The organism is Rhodococcus sp. LW-XY12 (assembly GCF_019317345.1).
In the GTDB taxonomy this organism is placed as follows: domain Bacteria; phylum Actinomycetota; class Actinomycetes; order Mycobacteriales; family Mycobacteriaceae; genus Rhodococcus; species Rhodococcus pyridinivorans.
The window spans coordinates 1,281,084-1,299,856 of the sequence record NZ_CP079225.1; the positions used below are offsets into that span (position 1 = coordinate 1,281,084).

Sequence of the window (18,773 nt, forward strand, 5' to 3'; positions counted from 1 at the left end):
AGCAGACGAACCGCCGGTTCGCACCCATCGGGGGTCAGGCTGGCTGCATGACGACCACCGAACCATTCTCGTACCGGGACCAACTGGCCGACAGGCTCTTCCGTCAGCGCATCCTGCGACTGACCGGAGAGGTGGACGACGAGATGGCCGAGCGCGTCTGCTCGGAACTCGTCCTGCTCGCCTCCGCCGACGACCGGCGCGACATCGTCCTGCACATCAACTCACCCGGCGGATCCGTCTTCGCCGGCCTCGCCATCTACGACACGATGCAACTCGTTCCCAACGACATCGTCACCGTGGCAGCGGGATTCGCCGCCAGTATGGGGCAGGTCCTGCTCGCGGCGGGCACCAAGGGCAAACGCGCGAGCCTTGCCCACAGCCGGATCATGATGCACCAACCGTCGGCCGGATTCTCGGGGACGGCCGTCGACATCGCGATCCAGGCCGAGAATCTCGAATACATGAAACTGCAGTCGCAGCAGATCCTCTCGGACGCCACCGGGCATTCACTCGAGGAGATCGAACGCGACAGCGACCGCGACCGGTGGTTCACCGCCGAACAGGCGCGCGAGTACGGCATCGTCGACACCGTCGTCGGGTCGCTCGCCGAACTGGCGCCGTTCGCCGCAGGACGGCAGATGGGACTGGGACGATGAGCACCTACACGATCCCCAACGTCATCGAACGCACACCGGCGGGGGAGCGGTCGTTCGACGTCTTCAGCCGGTTGCTCAACGAACGCATCGTCTTCCTCGGCACCGAGATCGACGACGGGGTCGCCAACGTCGTCATGGCTCAGATGTTGCACCTCGAGGCCGAATCCCCCGATCGGGAGATCGGGCTCTACATCAACTCGCCCGGCGGATCGTCCACCGCGATGCTCGCGATCTACGACACCATGCAGTTCCTGCGCCCGAAGGTCGCGACCTACTGCATGGGACAGGCCGCCTCGGCGGCCGCCGTGCTGCTCGCGGCCGGAGCGCCCGGCCGTCGGCACGTGCTCGCCCATTCGCGGGTGCTGCTGCACCAGCCGTCGGCGCAGGGGCAGGGCACCATCTCGGATCTGGCCCTGCAGGCAGCGGAGGTGATGAGGGTACGGGCCCAGACCGAGGAGATCCTCGCCGCGCACACCGGACGTGACATCGACCGACTGCGCCGCGACACCGACCGGGACCGGATCTTCTCACCGACGGAGGCGGTGGCCTACGGCCTGGCCGATCACGTCGTCGTCGATCGGGACGGATGACCCGTCACGCAGTCACGTGGTCACACTGTGACGCAGTCATACCGTCATGCCGCGCACAACTCGACGCCGGCGTGACCCGTGGTCCGAAGTGTGCGATGCGCGGTCATCCGGCGGATCCCGCGCGCGAGCAGTTGCTCCATCGGAAGTTCCAGCGCATCGCACACGGACCGCAGCATCTCGGAGGAGGCCTCCTTGCGCCCACGTTCGACCTCCGACAGATATTGCTTCGACATCCCGACCGTGCGGGCGACGTCCTCGAGGCTGCGGTCCTGATCGCGACGCTCGTCGCGCAGGATCTCGCCGTAGATCTGGCGGAGCAGCCGGGGCTCGGTGCTGTCGGCTCCCCGCACGGGAGTCCGTGCCGACTTCGCGGCGGTCACACGTGCCGCCTTCGCGGCAGTGGCGAAATCGATCACGCGACCCTGCTCCGGCTCCATGCCGACCATTGTGCCGTCGATCCGGCGGCATCGGGCCGGGTTCTGCCGAGGACGAACACCGCCCCGGCAGATGTGTAACGGGCCCGTAACCGCAGTTAACCGAACACATGACCTGGCGCCGATAACGTCGGCGCACCACGACGTATACAGCCGTGGATACAGGACAGGAGTTCGGGTGCCGACAGGATTGCACAGGCTTGCGGCTGCGCTCGACGCGCAACTCGCGGGCACCGACGCGGCATACACTGCGACCTATCCCGGGACCGACGGTGCCCGCCAACCAGTGCACACCGTCTACGTCCCGGCCGACCGCTACGACGCCGGGATCGCGGCACGATGGGGAGCCGACGCGCTCGACGTCCTCGACACCCACATCGACGGTCCCGCGGACCTCGCCGCGGTCACCGGCATCGAACCCGAACTGGCCGACGCCGTCCTCCCGCTCGTGGAGGCCAAACTGCACACCGAACCGATCGAGGATCTGCGCATCGACTTCGAGGACGGGTTCACCCGCCCCGGCATTCCCGAGCACGAACGCGACGCCGACGAGGACGCCCACGTCGTCCGCGCCGCCGCCGCGCTCGCGACCGATCCCACCGCGGCACCCTTCGTCGGCATCCGGTTCAAGTCCTTCGAAGCCGCCACCCGGCGCCGCGGCCTCCGTACGCTCGACACCTTCGTCGCAGAACTCACCGGAAAGTGTGCTCTCCCCGACGGATTCGTCGTGACGCTGCCCAAGGTCACCGCGCCCGAACAGGTGGCCGCCATGGTGACGGTCTGCGAACACCTCGAGGCCACCTACCCCCTCGCCGCACCCCTGCGGTTCGAGATCCAGATCGAGACGCCACAGGCGATCTGCGGACCCGACGGCACCGCGGCCGTCGCCACGATGATCCGAGCGGCCCGCGGACGCTGTTCGGGGTTGCACTACGGCACCTACGACTACTCGGCCGCGTGCGACATCGCCGCGGAGTACCAGGCGATGGACCACCCCGTCGCCGACCACGCCAAGGCCACGATGCAGGTCGCGGCAGCGGGCACGGGGGTGCGGTTGTCCGACGGCTCCACCAACCGCCTTCCCGTCGGCACCCGCGACGAGATCCGCGCGGCATGGGGGCTGCACGCCCACCTGATCGACCGGTCGCTGCGCCGCGGCTTCTACCAGGGATGGGACCTGCATCCGGCGCAACTGCCCACCCGCTACGCCGCGACCTTCGCGTTCTACCGCCGGTCGCTGTCCACCGCCGCGGGACGCGTCGCGGCCTACATCGACCCGGCCCTGTCGTCGGGATACCTCGACGAACCCGCCACCGCCCGTGCTCTCGCCGCCTTCCTCCTGCGGGGAACGAGCTGCGGAGCCCTCACCGAGAAGGAAGTATGCGATCGCACCGGCACGAATCTCGACCACCTGGCCCGGCTCGCGGGTCGACCGACGGCGGTGACGCGATGACCACCGTGATCCGCGCGCGACGCGCTGTGGTGGGGGACGAGGAACGCAGCTGCGCCGTCCATGTGCGCGACGGCCGCATCGTCGCGATCGAGGAATACGACGGTGCCGCTCCGGCCGGTGCGCGGGAGATCGTCCTCACCGACGGCGAGGTGCTGCTCCCCGGACTGGTGGACACGCACGTTCACGTCAACGAACCCGGCCGCACCGAATGGGAGGGCTTCGCGACGGCGACACGTGCCGCCGCGGCCGGGGGAGTGACGACGATCGTCGACATGCCCCTCAACTCCATCCCGTCCACCGTCGACGTGGCGGCCCTCGAGGTGAAGCAGAAGGTCGCGGCCGAGCAGGTCACCGTCGACGTCGGATTCTGGGGCGGTGCGATCCCCGGCAACCTCGCCGATCTCGAACCGCTCTGGGACGCAGGAGTGTACGGCTTCAAGTGCTTCCTCGCGTATTCGGGTCTCGACGAGTACCCACCGCTGGACCGGGAGCAGATGATCGAGGCGATGCGCGTGATCGCCGGCTTCGGCGGCCTGCTCATCGTGCACGCCGAGGACGAGCCGACCCTCGACGCTCAGGACCCGCCGGCCGGACGCCGGTACGACGACTTCCTGTACTCGCGACCACCGGTCGCCGAGTCCCGCGCTGTCGCCCAGGTGATCGACGGCGCGCGGCAGACCGGATGCCGCGTGCACATCCTGCACCTGTCGGATGCGGGAAGCCTTCCGCTCGTCGCCGCGGCGAAGGCCGAGGGGCTACACGTCACCGCGGAGACCTGCCCACACTATCTGTCGTTGTTCAGCGAGGAGATACTCGACGGCTCCACACATTTCAAGTGCTGCCCGCCGATCCGCGAGGCCCGTAACCGGGAAGCGCTGTGGCGCGGCCTGGCCGACGGCACACTCGACTGCATCGTCTCCGATCACTCGCCGTGCCTGCCGGAGTTGAAGAAGTTCGTCACCGGCGACTTCGGCGAGGCGTGGGGCGGAATCTCGTCGCTGCAACTCGGACTGCCCATCGTGTGGTCGGAGGCGCGCAAGCGCGGGCACACACTCGTCGACGTGGTGCGCTGGATGGCCGGTCGCACCGCCGACCTCGTGGGCCTGGCCGACCGCGGTGCCATCGCCGTGGGCAACAGTGCCGACCTGTGCGTCTTCGCGCCCGACGACGCCTTCGTGGTCTTCCCGGAGCGACTGCACCACCGCAACGCGGTGACGCCCTACGCCGAACGTGCACTGGCCGGGGTCGTGCGGCAGACCTGGCTCGCCGGTGAACCACTCACCGTCACCCTCGGCGCCACCGACCCCGCACCGCGTGGTGCGCTGCTCTCCCGAAAGGAAAACCGTTGACCGAAGCAGATTTCCTGCAACTGCCCGATCTCGCCGCGCGATCGCTGGGCGGAGCCGTCGTGTACGCGAACGACGAGTTCTTCGCGAGTCGCGAGAACCTGATCTCGCCGGGCGCACCCGATTTCGATCCTTCCGAGTTCGGGCACAAGGGAAAGGTCTACGACGGGTGGGAGACCCGGCGTCGCCGCGAACCCGGGCACGACTTCGCGGTGGTCCGGCTGGGCGTTCCCGGTGTCGTCGAGGGTGTCGTGATCGACACCGCCTGGTTCACGGGCAACTACCCGCCCTTCGCGTCCGTCGACGGGGTGAACCTCGACGGCTACCCGACCGATCAGGAGTTGCTGGACGCGCCGTGGGAACCGGTCCTCGAGCGCGTGGCCCTGAAGGGCGACACCGCGAACGCCTTCGCGGTGGAAGACGACCGGCGCTGGACGCACCTGCGCCTGAACATCTTTCCTGACGGCGGTGTTGCCCGCTTCCGGGTGCACGGACATGCACGCCCGGACCCGGCCTTCCTCACGGGCACGATCGATCTCGCGGCCCTCGAGAACGGTGGCGACGTCGTCGCGTGCTCGAACCGCTTCTACTCGTCGCCGCGCAACATCATCGGCCTCGGTCGCTCGCGGCACATGGGGGAGGGCTGGGAGAACGCCCGGCGCCGCGACGACGGCAACGACTACGTGGTGATCCGTCTCGCCGGGCAGGGATGCGTCGACCACGTCGAGGTCGACACCTCCTATTTCGTCGGCAACGCACCGGGAGCGGCGCGCCTGAGCGGAATCCCCAGCGGGGACGCGATGTCCGACGAATCGTCCTGGGTCGAACTCGTCCCGCGGACCGCACTGCTGCCGGACTGCCGGCACCGTTTCCGCGTCGATTCGCCGACGCCGGTGGAGTTCGTGCGGCTCGACGTCTATCCCGACGGTGGCATCGCCCGTCTGCGCGTGAACGGACGACTGACCTAGCTCCGATGCGGGTGCGGTGAGCGGTTTCTTACCCGCGCGAAACACGATGACTCGAGCCCGAAAACTTCGGCCCCCAAGCTGTATCCGGCACCGTATACAGCACTGCATCCGAAATGGGAGCGATCACATGACCTCACCGCACCCCGTCGACGCGCGACTACCGTTCCTCCGGCAGTTCGCGTTCGGCCTCCAGCATGTCCTGATCATGTACACCGGATGCATCACCGTCCCGTTGGTCTTCGGCGCGGCCGTCGGACTCGACCGCGACACCATCGCGATGCTCATCAGCGCCGACCTGCTGATCGCCGGCCTGATCACCATCGTCCAGAGCCTCGGCGTCGGCAAACTCGTCGGCGTCCGCCTGCCCATCGTCTGCGGTGCGACCTTCGCCGGCCTGACGCCGATGATCCTCATCGCGAAGGAATACGGCCTGCAGGCCGTCTACGGCTCCATGCTGATCGGCGGCATCGTCGGTCTCGCCCTGGCCTGGCCCTTCGCCAGGATCATCCGGTTCTTCCCGCCGCTCGTCACCGGTGCCGTCCTCACCGTCGTCGGGATCTCGCTCATCGGCGTGGCAGGCGGGCTGATCGTCGGCACCGACCCGTCGTCGCCCACCTTCGCCTCGCCCACCAACATCGCCCTGGCCGTGCTCGTGATCGTCGTCGCCGTCGCCTTCCTGTGCCTCGGTCGCGGCATCTGGGCGCAGCTCGGGGTGTTGATCGCCCTTGCCATCGGCACGGTCGTCGCGGTTCCGCTCGGCCTGATCGACCTCGGCGGCGTGGCCGGCTCGTCGTGGGTGGGTCTGCCCGCCCCCTTCCACTTCGGTGCACCGGAATTCCCCATCACCGCGGTCGTCGCCATGAGCATCGTCATGGCCGTGGTCTTCGCCGAATCCACCGCGAGCATGCTCGCCGTCGCCGAGATCACCGGTAAGCGCGTCAGCAAGGGCGACATCGCCCGCGGACTCGCCGGCGACGGAGCGTCCGCTGTGCTCGCGGGTGTCTTCAACGCCTTCGTCGACACCGTCTTCACCCAGAACGTCGGTGCGGTCGCCACCACCCGGGTCTACAGCCGCTACGTCACCGCCACGTCGGGTGCGATCCTCGTGGTCCTCGGGGCGTTGCCCAAGGTGAGCTCGGTGGTCGCGGCGCTGCCGAAGCCGGTGGTCGGCGGTGTCGGCCTGATCCTGTTCGCCACCGTCGCCCTCGTGGGCATCAACACGCTGCGCTCGGTGGACCTGTCCGACCGCATCAACTCGACGATCGCCGCCGTCGCGGTGGGTGTGGGTCTGCTGCCCGAACTCGCCGAGGGCATGTTCGAGCGCTTCCCGTCCGCTGCGCAGATCCTGCTCGGCAGCGGCATCACGCTCGCCGCGATCGCGGCGTTCTCGTTGAACCTGCTGTTGAACCACACTCGTCTCGGGACACTGGCTCGCGCGTCCCGGTCCGGCACGCCGGCCCCCGTCACCTCGGCCGGTACCATCTCTCCCAACGGAGTTGCCCATGAACCAGTCGCCGTCTGACGCCTTCGTCGTTCCCGCCGTCGACATCGGCCCGTACGTTCGGGCCGGCGACGAGGCCGAACGAGCTCGTGTCGCCCGTGAGATCGACGAAGCCTGCAGCCGTGTGGGATTCGTTCAGATTCTCGGACACGGCATTTCCGATCCGGTGGTCGACGGCCTCGCCGATGCCCTCGACGACTTCTTCGGTCTGCCGATGGACGACAAGCAGCAGTATCGGGTGGTGGGTGCGAACCGCGGGTACAGCCCGCCGAAGAGCGAGTCGCTGAGCCTGAGCCTCGGCGTCGAATCCGCCAGCCGCATGAACGATTTCTTCGAGGCGTACAACGTCGGCGTGGAGGCCCGGTCGTTCGCCCACCTGGACCTGTCGGAGGACGACTACGGAATCAACGTCTGGCCCGACGTCCCCGGCTTCGAGGACCGTGTGCAGACCTATTTCACCGAGGCTTCGCGGGTCGCGCGGACCCTCACCCGGATCTTCGCCGACGCCCTCGGGCAGGCCCCCGACTACTTCGAACGGCTCACCGACCACTCGATCGACGTGTTGCGGATGAACAACTACGCGCTGCCCGAGGGCACCGTCGACCTCGACGGCGATCTCACCGGCATGGGTGAGCACACCGACTTCGGGATCGTCACCGTGCTGTGGGCCGATCGGGTCGCGGGGCTGCAGGTGCTCGGCTCCGACGGTGTCTGGCACGACGTCGAACCGCTGCCCGGCGCCCTGCTGGTCAATCTCGGCGATCTCACCGCCCGCATCACCGACGACCGGTGGATGTCGACGCTGCACCGCGTCAAGCCGCCGATCGTCGACGGGAGGATCCGGCGCCGTCGTTCGGTGGCGTTCTTCCACGACGGCAACGTCGACGCGGTGGTCTCCACGTTGCCCGAATATGCGGGCCTGGAACCCTATGAACCCATCCTGATCCGCGATCACATCAAAGCGAAGCTCGCCGGGTCGCGGCACGGCAAGGCCAACACCGCTGCTGTGCGGGAAGCCGCCCGGGTGCTGGCGGCGACGGGGGAGAACCGCGAGTGAGTCATGTCGTGCTCGTGCACGGCGCGTGGGCCGGAAGTTGGGTGTGGGACACACTGCTCGAACCGCTCCGTCGGGCCGGGCACGTCCCACATCCGCTCGAGCTTCCCGGTGTCGGATCGTGGGGTGCCGACGACGTGACGCTCGACGACGTCGCCGCGGTCGTGGCCGACCACGTTGCCGGACTCGACGGTCCGGTGATCCTCGTCGGCCATTCCGGTGGCGGCATCGTCGTCACGCAGGTCGCGGAGATGCTACCCGAGCGTGTCACCGGGGTCGCCTATGTGGCGGGGATGATGCTTCCGTCCGGGGTCGACTTCGGGATGCTCTGCGACGGAATCGGTCTCGAATCGCCGGTGGGCATCTCGCGATGGCTCGAACCCACCGAGGACGGTCGCGGGACGATCGTGCCCCCGGAGGCCGGTGCGGCGGTGTTCTTCCACGAGGCGGATTCGGCCGACGCGATCGGTGCCGCGCGCCGACTCGTGCCGCAACTCGAGACCACCCGGCTCATGGCGCCCAGCTGGACACCGGAACGATTCGGGCGCCTGCCACGCCTGTACGTCGAAGCGACACTGGATCGTTCGGTTCCCCTCGTCACCCAACGGGGGATGCAACGCCTCACCCCGGGTGCGCAGGTCGTGTCGCTCGAGTCCGACCATGCGCCACAGCTGTCCGCCCGCGACGACCTCGCGGCGGCGCTGGTGGAGTGGTGCGCGGAGCGCGTCCGAACATAGGTCGGATCTTCACAAAGGTCGAAGCTACGGAACGAGACCGACGTTGTGTGCGAAATCCGGTGGGAGATCGCGCACAAGGTCGGTCTCGTTCGTTCTACAGGAGGTGCTCCGGGTCAGTCGCCGCCCTTGTACTCGACCTCGAACTCGCCGGCCATGATCCTCTCGCGGTACTCCTCGAACAGCGCCATCGCCTCGGGCGAGATCTTGTCGGCGAAGGCCGGATTGATGACGACGTCCAGGCCGCCTTCGGTGATGTCCACCTCGTAGTACTTCGCCGGGTCGACGTTGCCGGCCTCGACGTCGGCGATCATCGCGCGGAGGACCTCGTCGAGATTCCACACGACGGAGGAGACGACGTTCTGGGGTGCCAGCGGGGTCTGATCCATCGTGTAGCCGGCGACGCCGACACCGCGCTGCTTGGCGCCCTCGATGGTGGCCGCGTCGACACCGCACGTGGAGAACTGGTCGGCGCCCTGGTCGACGAGGGCGTTGACGGCCTCGATGGTCTGGGCCGCCGCGTCGGACCATCCGCCGATGTAGGACGGACGCAACTGGATCTCACCGGGGCCCTTGTAGGTCAGGCGCGCGCCGTCGGCGAACGCCTCGATCTGGGCCTTGCACACCGGGATCTCGAAACCGGCGGTGCCGGCGAGGATGCCGGTCTCCGTCAGGTCGCCGGCGAGGATGCCGGTGAGGAACGAACCCTGATAGAACGGCTGGCTGTAGTCGGCGAGGTTGGCGGTGATGTCGCCGAAGCCGCCGGGATAGGCGAACAGCACGTCGGGGTAGTCGGCGATGATGCCCTTGATGGGTTCGCCGTAATTGAACGAGTGGCCGACGATGAGCTGGTTGCCGTCCTCCGCGAGGTCGGTGACGATCTGGGCGATCTGCTCCGAGGTCGCGCCCGAATCCTGCTGCACCACGGTCAGGTCGATAAGACCTTCCGCTTCGAGTTTCTCGGCGCCCTCGACCATGCCCTGGTTCCAGCCGACGTCGTTGACCGGACCCGAGGTGATGATCGCGGCCTTGACGACCCCGTCGGCCGAGCCGCTCCCACCGGGGTCGGAACTCGAACACCCGGTCACGGCGGCTCCGACGACGGCGGCGGCCGCCACAGCGGTACCCAATTTCTTCACGTGGTTCTCCTCGGGGAAGGGAGGGCTCGCGACTGCGAACCCCAGGACTGACGGGAAAGCTGACGGAAAGCTATTTCGCGGGCACGAACGGGATGCCGAGCGCCTTCGGGGAATTGCTGCGCGAGAACCACACGGTTGTGGCGATGACCGCGAGCAACGTCACCGCGTACGGCATGGCCTGGAACAGCTCGTACGGTACCGACGTGGCCTGTCCACCGGACGCGGCCTGTACGCGCAGCTGGAAGGCGTCGACGAGACCGAACATGAAGCCACCGACGATGGCGCCGAGCGGATTCCACCGGGCGAGGATGACGACACCGAGCGCGATCCAGCCGCGACCACCGGTGATGCCGTCCTGGAAGAAGCCCAGGCTGTCGATGACGAGCGCGCCGGCCATACCTGCTGCGGCGCCGGAGATCAGCAGCGTGCTCCATCGGGTGCGGGGGACGGAGACGCCCACCGAGTCGGCGGCCTCGGGGCTTTCCCCGGCCGCGCGGATCGACAGGCCGAAGGCCGTGCGGGTGAGCACCCACCACAGGGCGACGACGAGTGCGAGCGCGAGGTAGACGAGCGGGGACTGCGAGAACACGATCGGGCCGAGCACCGGCAGGTCGGACAGCACCGGAAGGTCGAGGGGAATGGTGCCCTGGATGCGCGGCGGTGTACCGGTCATGCCGAACACCTGCAGGTACAGGAAGGACGCGAGTCCGGTCCCGAGGATCACCACCGAGATCCCCGTGATGATCTGGTCGACGGCCATCGTGATCGTCAGGTAGCCGACGATCGCGGCGAGCACGAGGCCCGCGGCGGCGCCGGTGGCGGCGCCGAGCATCGGTTGCCCGGTGTAGTACACCGTCACGAACGCGATGATCGCGCCGACCATCATCTGTCCCTCGATACCGAGGTTCATCAGCCCCGAGCGCTCGGCGAGGCACGCGCCGGCGGCGGCGAGGATGATCGGCACCGCCAGCCGCAGCGCAGCGGTGAACAGCGGGACGAGCGCACCGGCGCCCAGGACATCGGACCAGTTCATCGAGCACGCTCCACGATTCGGTTGGCGAGCAGCACCGTCAGGATCATCACTGCCTGGACGACGGTGCCGATGGACGCGGGGATCTCCTGGGTACGCTGTACCGCCTGACTGCCGAGGGTCAGCCCGGAGACCAATGCTGCTGCGAGCACGATGCCGAACGGATTGCGACGCCCGAGCAGTGCTACCACGATCGCGGTGAACCCGATCCCGGAGGAGATCGCCAGCGACAGTCGGAACTCGCTGCCCAGCAACATGATCGCGCCGGCGATACCGCCGAGTGCGCCGCTGATCAGAGCGGAGGTGACCACGGTGCGGGCGACGGAGATGCCATTGGCCTCGGCGACGCTCGGGCTCCCACCGACGATCTGCGACGCGAAACCGAACCGGGTCGAACGCATGAGCCACCACACCAGCGGCACCGCCGCGATCGCGACGAACACACCGATGTGGATGCGGGTGCCGGGAATCGTCGCGAGTGCGGCCCAGTCGGGAATGCGCTCGGACTCGGGGGTGAAACCGTTGGGATTGGCGAGGGGTTTGCGCACCGCCCACGCCAATGTGTAGAAGACGAGGTAGTTGAGCATGAGCGACGAGATGATCTCGTTGACCCCGAGCCGCGCCTTCAGCACGCCTGCGATGCCGCCGATGCACGCACCTGCGGCCGCGGCGGTGACGGCGACGATCGGGATCGCGATCCAGCTCGTCCCCAACGGCATGCTCAGCACCACGGCCGTCGCGGTGATCGCGCCGACGTCGTAATGGCCCTGCGCGCCGATGGTGATGAAGCCGGTGCGGTACGCGATCGCGTAGCCGAGACCCATGAGGACGAGCGGCGTCATACCCGTGAGCAGGCGGCCGAGCTGCGTATCGCCGCCGAGAGCGGCGTCGAGCATCGTCGCGTAGGCCTGCCCCGGATCACCGCCCGCGAGGACGATGAGGATCCCGCCCGCCGCGAGACCGACGGCGACGGCGAGTAGCGGCACCCCGATAGTGGTCGTGAGACTCCGGATCCGCGACGCGGTGGGCGGCTCGGGTGGCGTCGTCACCGGTGGGCTGAGCGTGGCGGTCATGCTGCGGCCTCCTGGAATCCGCCCATGGCCGAGCCGAGGGCTTCGCGGTCGAACGGGCCTTCGTCGAACTCGGCGACGATCCGTCCGCGGTAGAGCACGACGATCCTGTCGGCGAGGCTGCAGATCTCGTCGAGATCGGACGAGATGAGCAGGATCGCGGCGCCCCGGGAGCGATGGTCGACGAGCGTGTCCCAGACGAACTCGGTGGCGCCGATGTCGAGACCGCGGGTGGGCTGGGCGACGACGAGGACGTCCGGCTCACCGTCGAGGACCCGGCCGAGCACCACGCGCTGGGCGTGCCCACCGGACAGGGTGCCGGCGAGCGTGCGCGGGCTCTGGGCCTTGACCGACAGGGCGGCGATGATGCGCTCGGCGCGTTCGCGGACGGCTGCCCGCGACAGGCGGCCCCAGCGACGGGCGAGCGGGGGATCGGTGTAGCTGTCGATCGCGAGATTGGTGTCGATTCCCAACGACTTGATCAGTCCCCGGGTGTAGCGGTCGGCGGGGACGATGCCGACACCGGCCTCGCGCATCGCGCGGGGGGACGAGGAGTCGATCTCCCGTTCGGCGACGACCACCGCACCGGTGGAGTCGGGGGAGAGCCCGGACAGGACGTCCTCGAGGGCGGACTGGCCGTTGCCCTCGACTCCGGCGACGGCGACGAGCTGCCCGGATGCGACCCGCAGGGTCACGTCGTGCAACTGACCGGGGACGGACACACCGACCAGTTCGAGCATCCGGTTCCCGGCCGGTTCGGTGGCCGCACGGCGGATACCGAGCCCGACCTCACGGCCGACCATGTCGCGGGCGAGTTCGGCGGTGGTGACCCTCTCGGCGCCGTTCCCGCGGATGGGGCGTTCGGCGACGAGCCGTCCTCCCCGCAGCACACCGACCCGATCGGCGGCCTCGAGGACCTCTTCCAGATGGTGAGTGATGAGCACGATCCCGACGCCGCGTTCGGCGGCGAGTCGGCGGACCTGTGCGAGCAGTGAGTGCACCTCGGCCGGAGCCAGATTCGCGGTCGGTTCGTCGAGCAGCAGGTAACGGGCGCCCAGGTGCAGGGCTCGGAGGATCTCGACGCGCTGCTGCTCGCCGACCGACAGGTTCTCCACGCGTGCGGTGGGGTCGCAGGCGAGACCGGTGTCCTTCGCGAGGGCGGCGATCTCGGCCTCGTTGCGCCGCAAGCGCTTCCGGCCGATCACTCCGCGGGACCGGCCGAGCAGGAAGTTCTCCGCAACCGTCATGCTCGGCACGAGCATGAAGTGCTGGTGGACCATCGCGATCCGTTCCCGGCCTCCGTCGATGATCGACTTTCCGTCCATCGCAATGGAACCGGAGTCGGGCGGGAGAAGCCCGGTGAGGATGCGCATCAGGGTCGACTTGCCGGCGCCGTTCTCGCCGAGCAGTGCGTAGACCTCGCCGGGGCGCACATGCAACGACACGTCGCGCAGGACGGTGTTCTCACCGAAGGACCGGTGGATACCGCGCATCACGACGCCCTCGGCGGGAACCGATTCTGTCACTCCCGCAGTGGTGGTGACGCTCGCGGTCGAAGTTGCTGTCACCATACGGTGGGGCCTTCCGAGTAATCGCTATGTGTCGAGTCGAGACGATCCAGGTTGGTAGTTGAGCGGTCGTGTCCGATTCATGACGATTGTGTTTCGGGCGGCGGAAGGGAATGAAATTCGTGATGCCGACGGAGAATGCAGTGCCGGAACAGGATCGCGTCGCTCGGACGGTCGCCGTCGGACTTCCTCGATCCGGCTCGCCCGGTGCTCTGCGTCGGGGCGCGGTCCGGGAACCCGTAACACGGTCCTCACCTCAGCGAGACGGATCCGCAGTATCGCAGGAATTGACTCGGAGCGATCACCCGTCCGCTCTGTCCAGGAGTCACCCATGGAAGCCCTGCCTCTCATCGATCTGCGTCCGCTGCGCGACGGGAGCGACCCGCACGCCGTCGTCGGCGCGCTCGACGCCGCGTGTACCGACCTCGGGTTCTTCGTCGTCACCGGTCACGGACTCGACCCCGACCTCCGCGCGGCGACGATGGAGCAGGCGCGGCGCTTCTTCGCGCTGCCTTTCGAGGAGAAGATGGAGATCGCCATCGCGAGATCCACCTGTCACAGCGGATATGTGCCGCCGAAGACCGAGGCACTCGACCCCACCGTCGGAGCCGACGGCAAGGAGGCCCTCGACATCACCACCGACCGTGCGGCCGATCATCCGGAGGTGATGGCGGGTACGCCGCTGCACGGTCCGGCACAATGGCCCGCCTCGCTGATGCCCGACTTCAAGAGTGTCGCCGACGAGTACGCGAAGGCGTGTCTGGACATCAACGCCCACCTCATGCGCGGTCTCGCACTCGCTCTCGGCCTCGACGCCGACGCCTTCGTGCCGATGTTCACCGACCCGCTCGGGTCGCTCCGTATGCTGCACTACGCACCCGTTCCTGTCGGCGATACCACACTCGGCGTCGCGCCCCACACCGACTACGGCTCGTTGACACTGCTCGCCCAGAACGACATCGGTGGGCTGCAGGTCGCCGCGCGAGGCGGCGGATGGATCGACGTCGTGACCCCGCCCGACGCGCTGATCGTCAACCTCGGCGACATGATCGCCCGGTGGACCAACCACCGCTACGTCTCCACCCGCCATCGTGTGCTGAATCCCACACACGGACACCGTTATTCGCTGCCCTATTTCGTCACCCCGGACTACCACGCCGTGATCGAGGCGATCCCGACCTGTGTCGAACCGGGCGCGGAGCCGATCCATCCACCGATCGGGGCCGGCGAGTACCTTCAATCGCGGTTCGAAGCGACGCACGCATACCTCGGGGCCCCGACCGACGGTCAGATCGACAAGCACACCGTCTTCGTCTCCAAGTAGTTCTCCGGCCCGGCGGCGCCGTTCTCGTAATCCCAGACGACAGTCTCCTCTCGGTTCCGGTGATCAGCGAGGCCGCGCGCTCGGCGAGGGCGATCACGGGGGCGTTGGTGTTGCACGACGGGAGCACCGGGATGACGGAGGCGTCGACGACGCGCAGTCCGTCCACGCCGTGGACCCGCAGGTCCGGGTCGACGACGGCGTCGGATCCCACGCCCATCGCGCACACAGCGTGATGAGTCGAATCGACCCCGCTGCATCAACTTCGTGTTACGGCTGCGTTGCGTGTCCGGCCGTACAACGAACGAGACCGATGTCGTGTGCGAAATCCGGCCGGAAATCGCACACAACATCGGTCTCGACGGGTCGGGCTCACTGCATGAGGCGCCAGATGCGGTCGCGGGACAGCGGCAGCTCGTGCGGCCGCACCCCGATGGCGTTGCGCACGGCGTTCGCCAACGCCGGGGCCACCGGGTTGAACGGGGCCTCGCTCATCGACTTCGCGCCCATCGGCCCGAGTTCGTCGTAGGTGTCGGCGAAGTAGACCTCGGTGCGCGGGACGTCCGCGAATTGCGGAATATGGTAGTTGCGTAACACATCTGTCGTCACGCGGCCGGCGTCGTCTGTGATGATCTCCTCGTACATCGACGCACCGAGCGCCTGCGCAGTGCCGCCTTCGATCTGCCCGCGGCACTGCTCGGGGTTGAGGACGGTGCCGGCATCGGCGGCCTGGACCGAGCGGAGGATCTGCACCTCACCGGTACGGGTGTCGACGGCGACGCGGAAGGCCTGCACGTTGAACGACAGCGAGCGCGGCAGACCGCCGTGCCGGCCCTCGGCGCGCAACCGGCCACCCGCGACCTCCAGCAGCTCACCAGGCGTGACGAGACGATCGCCGCACCGCACGCCGTCGGCCTGCAGCTCGGCCTGCTCCGGGTCGAGGCCGGTCAGCTCCGCGGCGGTCTTGGCCATCCGCCGTCGCAACTCGTGGGAGGCCGCCAGCAGGGCCTTCGACGCGACGACCGTGCCCGACGACCCGAAGGCGCCGGTGTCGTGGGTGGTGACGTCGGTGTCGGACTGCTGGACCACGATGCGGTCGGGAGTGGTGCCGAGCGCGGTGGCCGCGATCTGGGTGTGGACGGTGGTGGTGCCGTTGCCGAACTCCGCGGTGCCCACCCGGGCAAGATACCGGCCGTCGGGCAGAAGTTCGATCGACGCTTCAGAGATGTGCCCGTTGGGCGGGTTGGTCGCGATCATCGCGAGCGCCATCCCCTCGCCGATCCGCCAGTGATCACCGGTCGGCGTGGGCCGGCCGCCGGTGCGCGCCATCGCCCGTTCGGCAAGATCGAGACACTGGTCGAGTCCGTAGCTGCCGTACGTCAGGTCGACGCCCTCGGGATGCGCCGCGACCAGTGGCTCTCCCGGCGCGATGATGTTGCGGCGCCGGAACTCGTACGGGTCGATGCCGAGCTTGATGGCGAGTTCGTCCATGGCCGACTCCACGGCGAAGATCACCTGGCCGAGGCCGTAGCCGCGGAAGGCGCCCGACGGCCGGTTGTTCGTGTACACGGATTCGGCGTCGACCCGCTTGTTCGGGCATCGGTACACCGCGATCGACTCCGTGCAGCCGTGGAACATCACCCCGGGGCTGTGGTTGCCGTAGGCGCCCGCGTCGGCCAGCACGTCGATCGCGAGGGCGGTGAGGACACCGTCGGCGTCGGCGGCGAGGGTGACGTCGACCCGCATGGGATGCCGGCACGGAGCGACGGTGAGCTGATCGGAACGGGTGAACTCCCACTGCACCGGGCGCCCCGTCTTCAAGACCGCCGCCGCGACGACATCTTCGACCAGCATCTCCTGCTTGGCGCCGAAACCCCCGCCCACCCGGGCCGTGTGCACGCGCACCCGGTCCCGGTCGAGTCCGAAGATATGGCACAGCTCGTCGCGCACCAGGAACGGAACCTGCGTGGAACTGCGGATGACGAGCCGTCCGGCCTCGTCGAGATGACCGATGGCTCCGTGTGTTTCGAGATGGGTGTGTTGGACGCGGTGGGTCTGCCAGCGTCCCTGCACCACCGCCGCAGCGGACGCGACCGCCGCGTCGACGTCCCCGCTGCTGCCGTGGATCGCGGCGACGACGTTGCGTCCGGGATCGGCGATGCGCGCGTCGGCGGACTTGTCGGCGTGCAGGAGGGGAGCCCCAGGCTTCCGGGCCTCGTCGGGATCGAGGACGAAGGGCAGTTCCTCGTACTCGACGTGGACCGACGCGAGCGCCCGGTGTGCGATTGCCGGACTCTCGGCGACCACCGCGGCGACCCGCTGTCCGCGGAAGCGCACGACCCGGTCGAACAGGTATGTGTCGTCGGGATCGTCGTTGCGGTTCTCGTGGCGAGCGGTCGAATAGGCGGTGGCCGGGGCGTCGCGGTGGTACAACACAGCGTGGACACCGGGGAACGCCTCGGCGGCCGAGACGTCGACGGAGAGGATCCGCGCATGGGTGTGCGGGCTGCCGAGGACGGCGATGTGCAGCAGGCCCTCGACGGTGGTGTCGAGGGTGTACGGCTCGGTGCCGGTGACGACCCGCGTCGCGGCCGGTGCGCGCTGCGAGCGGCCGCACGACGGGCCATCGACCTGCTCGACGTTGGTGCGCGACCGCAGGGCATCCTCGATCGATCGGTAGCCGGTGCACCGGCACAGGTTGCCCTTCAAGCGTTTCGGCAGGTCGTCGAGATCTTCGTCGGTGAAGGTGGACGCGGTGACGATCATGCCTGCGGTACAGAAGCCGCACTGGAAACCGGCGGCGTCGGCGAACTGTTGTTGGACGGGATGCAGGTCGTCGGGGGTTCCCAGTCCCGCGACCGTGGTGACCTCGCGACCCTCGACCCGCACGGCCGGGACCACGCAGGAGTGGACGGGTTCGCCGTCGAGCAGGACCGAGCACGCGCCGCAGTCGCCGGCGTCGCAGCCCTTCTTGACCTCGAAGTGCTCGGTCTCGCGCAGCAGGGTACGCAGGCACTGGCCGGGCCGGGGGTCGACGTCGCGTTCGCGGCCGTTGACGGTGAGTTTCACGGCTGAACCTCCGTTTTCGGCAGTGCAGTGTTCGACAGTTCGGTGCGGATCTCTTCGGCGAGCACCGCGGTAACGGCACGTCGCCAGTCGGCGGAGCCATGCGCATCGGTGTAGTAGCTCGTCGTCGGGACGAGACGGGCCAGTGCGTCGGACAACGCCTGTGCCGACGGGACTTCCGTGAACCGCAGGAGACAGGGACGCACCGTCGACGCGGTGATCGACAGCGTGACACTGCCGTCGTCGTCGCGGCGTCCGATCACGACGGCCCCCGAACGTCCCAGCGGAGAGAGGGCGATCTTGCGGAAGACCGTGCGGGAACTCAGGACCCGCAGAGGAATCCGGATGCTCCGCAGGATCTCTCCGGGTGCGAGGGCGTTGGAGGCGACTCCGAGGACGAAGTCGGCCACCGGGATCCGCCGTTCGCCGCCGTCGATCGTCCAGATCACCGCGTCCGCGTCGAGTGCGGTCGCCAGCGAGATCATGGCACCGGCGGGGAAGGACAGGCAGATGTTGCCGCCGACCGTGGCGCGCTTCCAGATCTTCCACGACGCCAACAGTGCCTCGGCGCACTGCCGGAACAGCGGTGCCGCAGTATGTTCCGCCTCGTCCGAGAGTGCGGCCATCTGTTCGACCGTGCAGGTCGCGGCGATCTCGAGAGCGTCGGGGTGCCGGGTCACGGCAGGCCAGCCGAGACCGGACAGATCCACGAGTCGGTGGAGGTGCGGTTGCGGTTCGGAGAACAACCAGGTGCCACCGCCGAGCGGGGCCGCGCCCTCCTCGAAGGTCAGATCGGTGCGGTCGCGGGCGATGTCGTAGGCGGTGATGTTGTGCAGATCCATC

General features: G+C 68.4%; 16 protein-coding genes and 1 pseudogene. 9 read left to right on the forward strand and 8 right to left on the reverse strand.

Annotated elements, in window-relative coordinates; translation table 11 throughout:
• Positions 1 to 47: 47 nt before the first annotated feature.
• Positions 48 to 656 (forward strand): ClpP family protease, encoded by a 609-nt coding sequence (locus KXC42_RS06055; protein ID WP_006550621.1) that lies wholly within the window; start codon positions 48 to 50, stop codon positions 654 to 656.
• The gene (locus tag KXC42_RS06060) at positions 653 to 1,246 is read left to right on the forward strand and encodes an ATP-dependent Clp protease proteolytic subunit (RefSeq protein ID WP_006550620.1); all 594 of its coding nucleotides are present in this window, start codon (positions 653 to 655) and stop codon (positions 1,244 to 1,246) included. Before KXC42_RS06055 ends, KXC42_RS06060 begins: the two co-directional genes overlap by 4 nt.
• Before the next feature lie 44 nt (positions 1,247 to 1,290).
• Here the strand turns inward: KXC42_RS06060 and KXC42_RS06065 are convergent, their stop codons facing one another.
• The gene (locus KXC42_RS06065; protein WP_219130029.1) at positions 1,291 to 1,692 is read right to left on the reverse strand and encodes a helix-turn-helix domain-containing protein; all 402 of its coding nucleotides are present in this window, start codon (positions 1,690 to 1,692) and stop codon (positions 1,291 to 1,293) included.
• Positions 1,693 to 1,858: 166 nt separating this feature from the next.
• Between KXC42_RS06065 and KXC42_RS06070 the strand changes: the two genes are divergently transcribed.
• The 6 genes from KXC42_RS06070 (at position 1,859) to KXC42_RS06095 (ending at position 8,739) form a co-directional block, all read left to right on the forward strand.
• Complete coding sequence (locus KXC42_RS06070) at positions 1,859 to 3,133, forward strand: aldolase (protein WP_219130030.1); 1,275 nt, start codon at positions 1,859 to 1,861, stop codon at positions 3,131 to 3,133.
• The gene (allB, locus tag KXC42_RS06075) at positions 3,130 to 4,482 is read left to right on the forward strand and encodes an allantoinase AllB (protein ID WP_064852911.1); all 1,353 of its coding nucleotides are present in this window, start codon (positions 3,130 to 3,132) and stop codon (positions 4,480 to 4,482) included. Before KXC42_RS06070 ends, allB begins: the two co-directional genes overlap by 4 nt.
• Positions 4,479 to 5,447, forward strand: coding sequence for an allantoicase (gene alc / locus KXC42_RS06080; RefSeq protein WP_219130031.1), 969 nt, complete (start codon positions 4,479 to 4,481; stop codon positions 5,445 to 5,447). The genes allB and alc overlap by 4 nt, the downstream gene beginning before the upstream one ends.
• Positions 5,448 to 5,574: 127 nt before the next feature.
• Positions 5,575 to 6,969 (forward strand): uracil-xanthine permease family protein, encoded by a 1,395-nt coding sequence (locus KXC42_RS06085; RefSeq protein WP_006550615.1) that lies wholly within the window; start codon positions 5,575 to 5,577, stop codon positions 6,967 to 6,969.
• On the forward strand, positions 6,950 to 8,005 hold the full coding sequence (locus tag KXC42_RS06090; protein WP_006550614.1) for an isopenicillin N synthase family oxygenase: 1,056 nt from the start codon (positions 6,950 to 6,952) through the stop codon (positions 8,003 to 8,005). The genes KXC42_RS06085 and KXC42_RS06090 overlap by 20 nt, the downstream gene beginning before the upstream one ends.
• Complete coding sequence (locus KXC42_RS06095; RefSeq protein ID WP_006550613.1) at positions 8,002 to 8,739, forward strand: alpha/beta fold hydrolase; 738 nt, start codon at positions 8,002 to 8,004, stop codon at positions 8,737 to 8,739. The genes KXC42_RS06090 and KXC42_RS06095 overlap by 4 nt, the downstream gene beginning before the upstream one ends.
• 113 nt (positions 8,740 to 8,852) lie before the next feature.
• Here KXC42_RS06095 and KXC42_RS06100 read toward each other — a convergent pair whose 3' ends face one another.
• The 4 genes from KXC42_RS06100 to KXC42_RS06115 all read right to left on the reverse strand — a co-directional run bounded on the left by KXC42_RS06100 (position 8,853) and on the right by KXC42_RS06115 (position 13,546).
• Positions 8,853 to 9,875: a BMP family protein gene (locus KXC42_RS06100; RefSeq protein ID WP_228044946.1), complete on the reverse strand. Its 1,023-nt coding sequence runs from the start codon at positions 9,873 to 9,875 to the stop codon at positions 8,853 to 8,855.
• 70 nt (positions 9,876 to 9,945) lie between these two features.
• Positions 9,946 to 10,908, reverse strand: a complete 963-nt coding sequence (locus KXC42_RS06105) for an ABC transporter permease (RefSeq protein WP_219130032.1) — start codon at positions 10,906 to 10,908, stop codon at positions 9,946 to 9,948.
• Positions 10,905 to 11,978, reverse strand: a complete 1,074-nt coding sequence (locus tag KXC42_RS06110; RefSeq protein ID WP_006550610.1) for an ABC transporter permease — start codon at positions 11,976 to 11,978, stop codon at positions 10,905 to 10,907. The genes KXC42_RS06105 and KXC42_RS06110 overlap by 4 nt, the downstream gene beginning before the upstream one ends.
• Complete coding sequence (locus tag KXC42_RS06115) at positions 11,975 to 13,546, reverse strand: ABC transporter ATP-binding protein (protein WP_071934563.1); 1,572 nt, start codon at positions 13,544 to 13,546, stop codon at positions 11,975 to 11,977. The genes KXC42_RS06110 and KXC42_RS06115 overlap by 4 nt, the downstream gene beginning before the upstream one ends.
• Positions 13,547 to 13,874: 328 nt before the next feature.
• Here KXC42_RS06115 and KXC42_RS06120 point away from each other — a divergent pair, with 328 nt between their 5' ends.
• Positions 13,875 to 14,867, forward strand: a complete 993-nt coding sequence (locus KXC42_RS06120; RefSeq protein ID WP_006550608.1) for an isopenicillin N synthase family oxygenase — start codon at positions 13,875 to 13,877, stop codon at positions 14,865 to 14,867.
• Between the two features lie 94 nt (positions 14,868 to 14,961).
• Here the strand turns inward: KXC42_RS06120 and KXC42_RS06125 are convergent.
• The 3 genes and pseudogenes from KXC42_RS06125 to KXC42_RS06135 form a co-directional block, all read right to left on the reverse strand.
• Positions 14,962 to 15,093 (reverse strand): annotated as a pseudogene (locus KXC42_RS06125) (GMC oxidoreductase); the annotation flags it as partial.
• Between the two features lie 143 nt (positions 15,094 to 15,236).
• Positions 15,237 to 17,933 (reverse strand): molybdopterin-dependent oxidoreductase, encoded by a 2,697-nt coding sequence (locus KXC42_RS06130; protein ID WP_219130033.1) that lies wholly within the window; start codon positions 17,931 to 17,933, stop codon positions 15,237 to 15,239.
• The gene (locus KXC42_RS06135; RefSeq protein ID WP_050993395.1) at positions 17,930 to 18,772 is read right to left on the reverse strand and encodes a xanthine dehydrogenase family protein subunit M; all 843 of its coding nucleotides are present in this window, start codon (positions 18,770 to 18,772) and stop codon (positions 17,930 to 17,932) included. The genes KXC42_RS06130 and KXC42_RS06135 overlap by 4 nt, the downstream gene beginning before the upstream one ends.
• Between the last annotated feature and the right edge of the window lies 1 nt (position 18,773).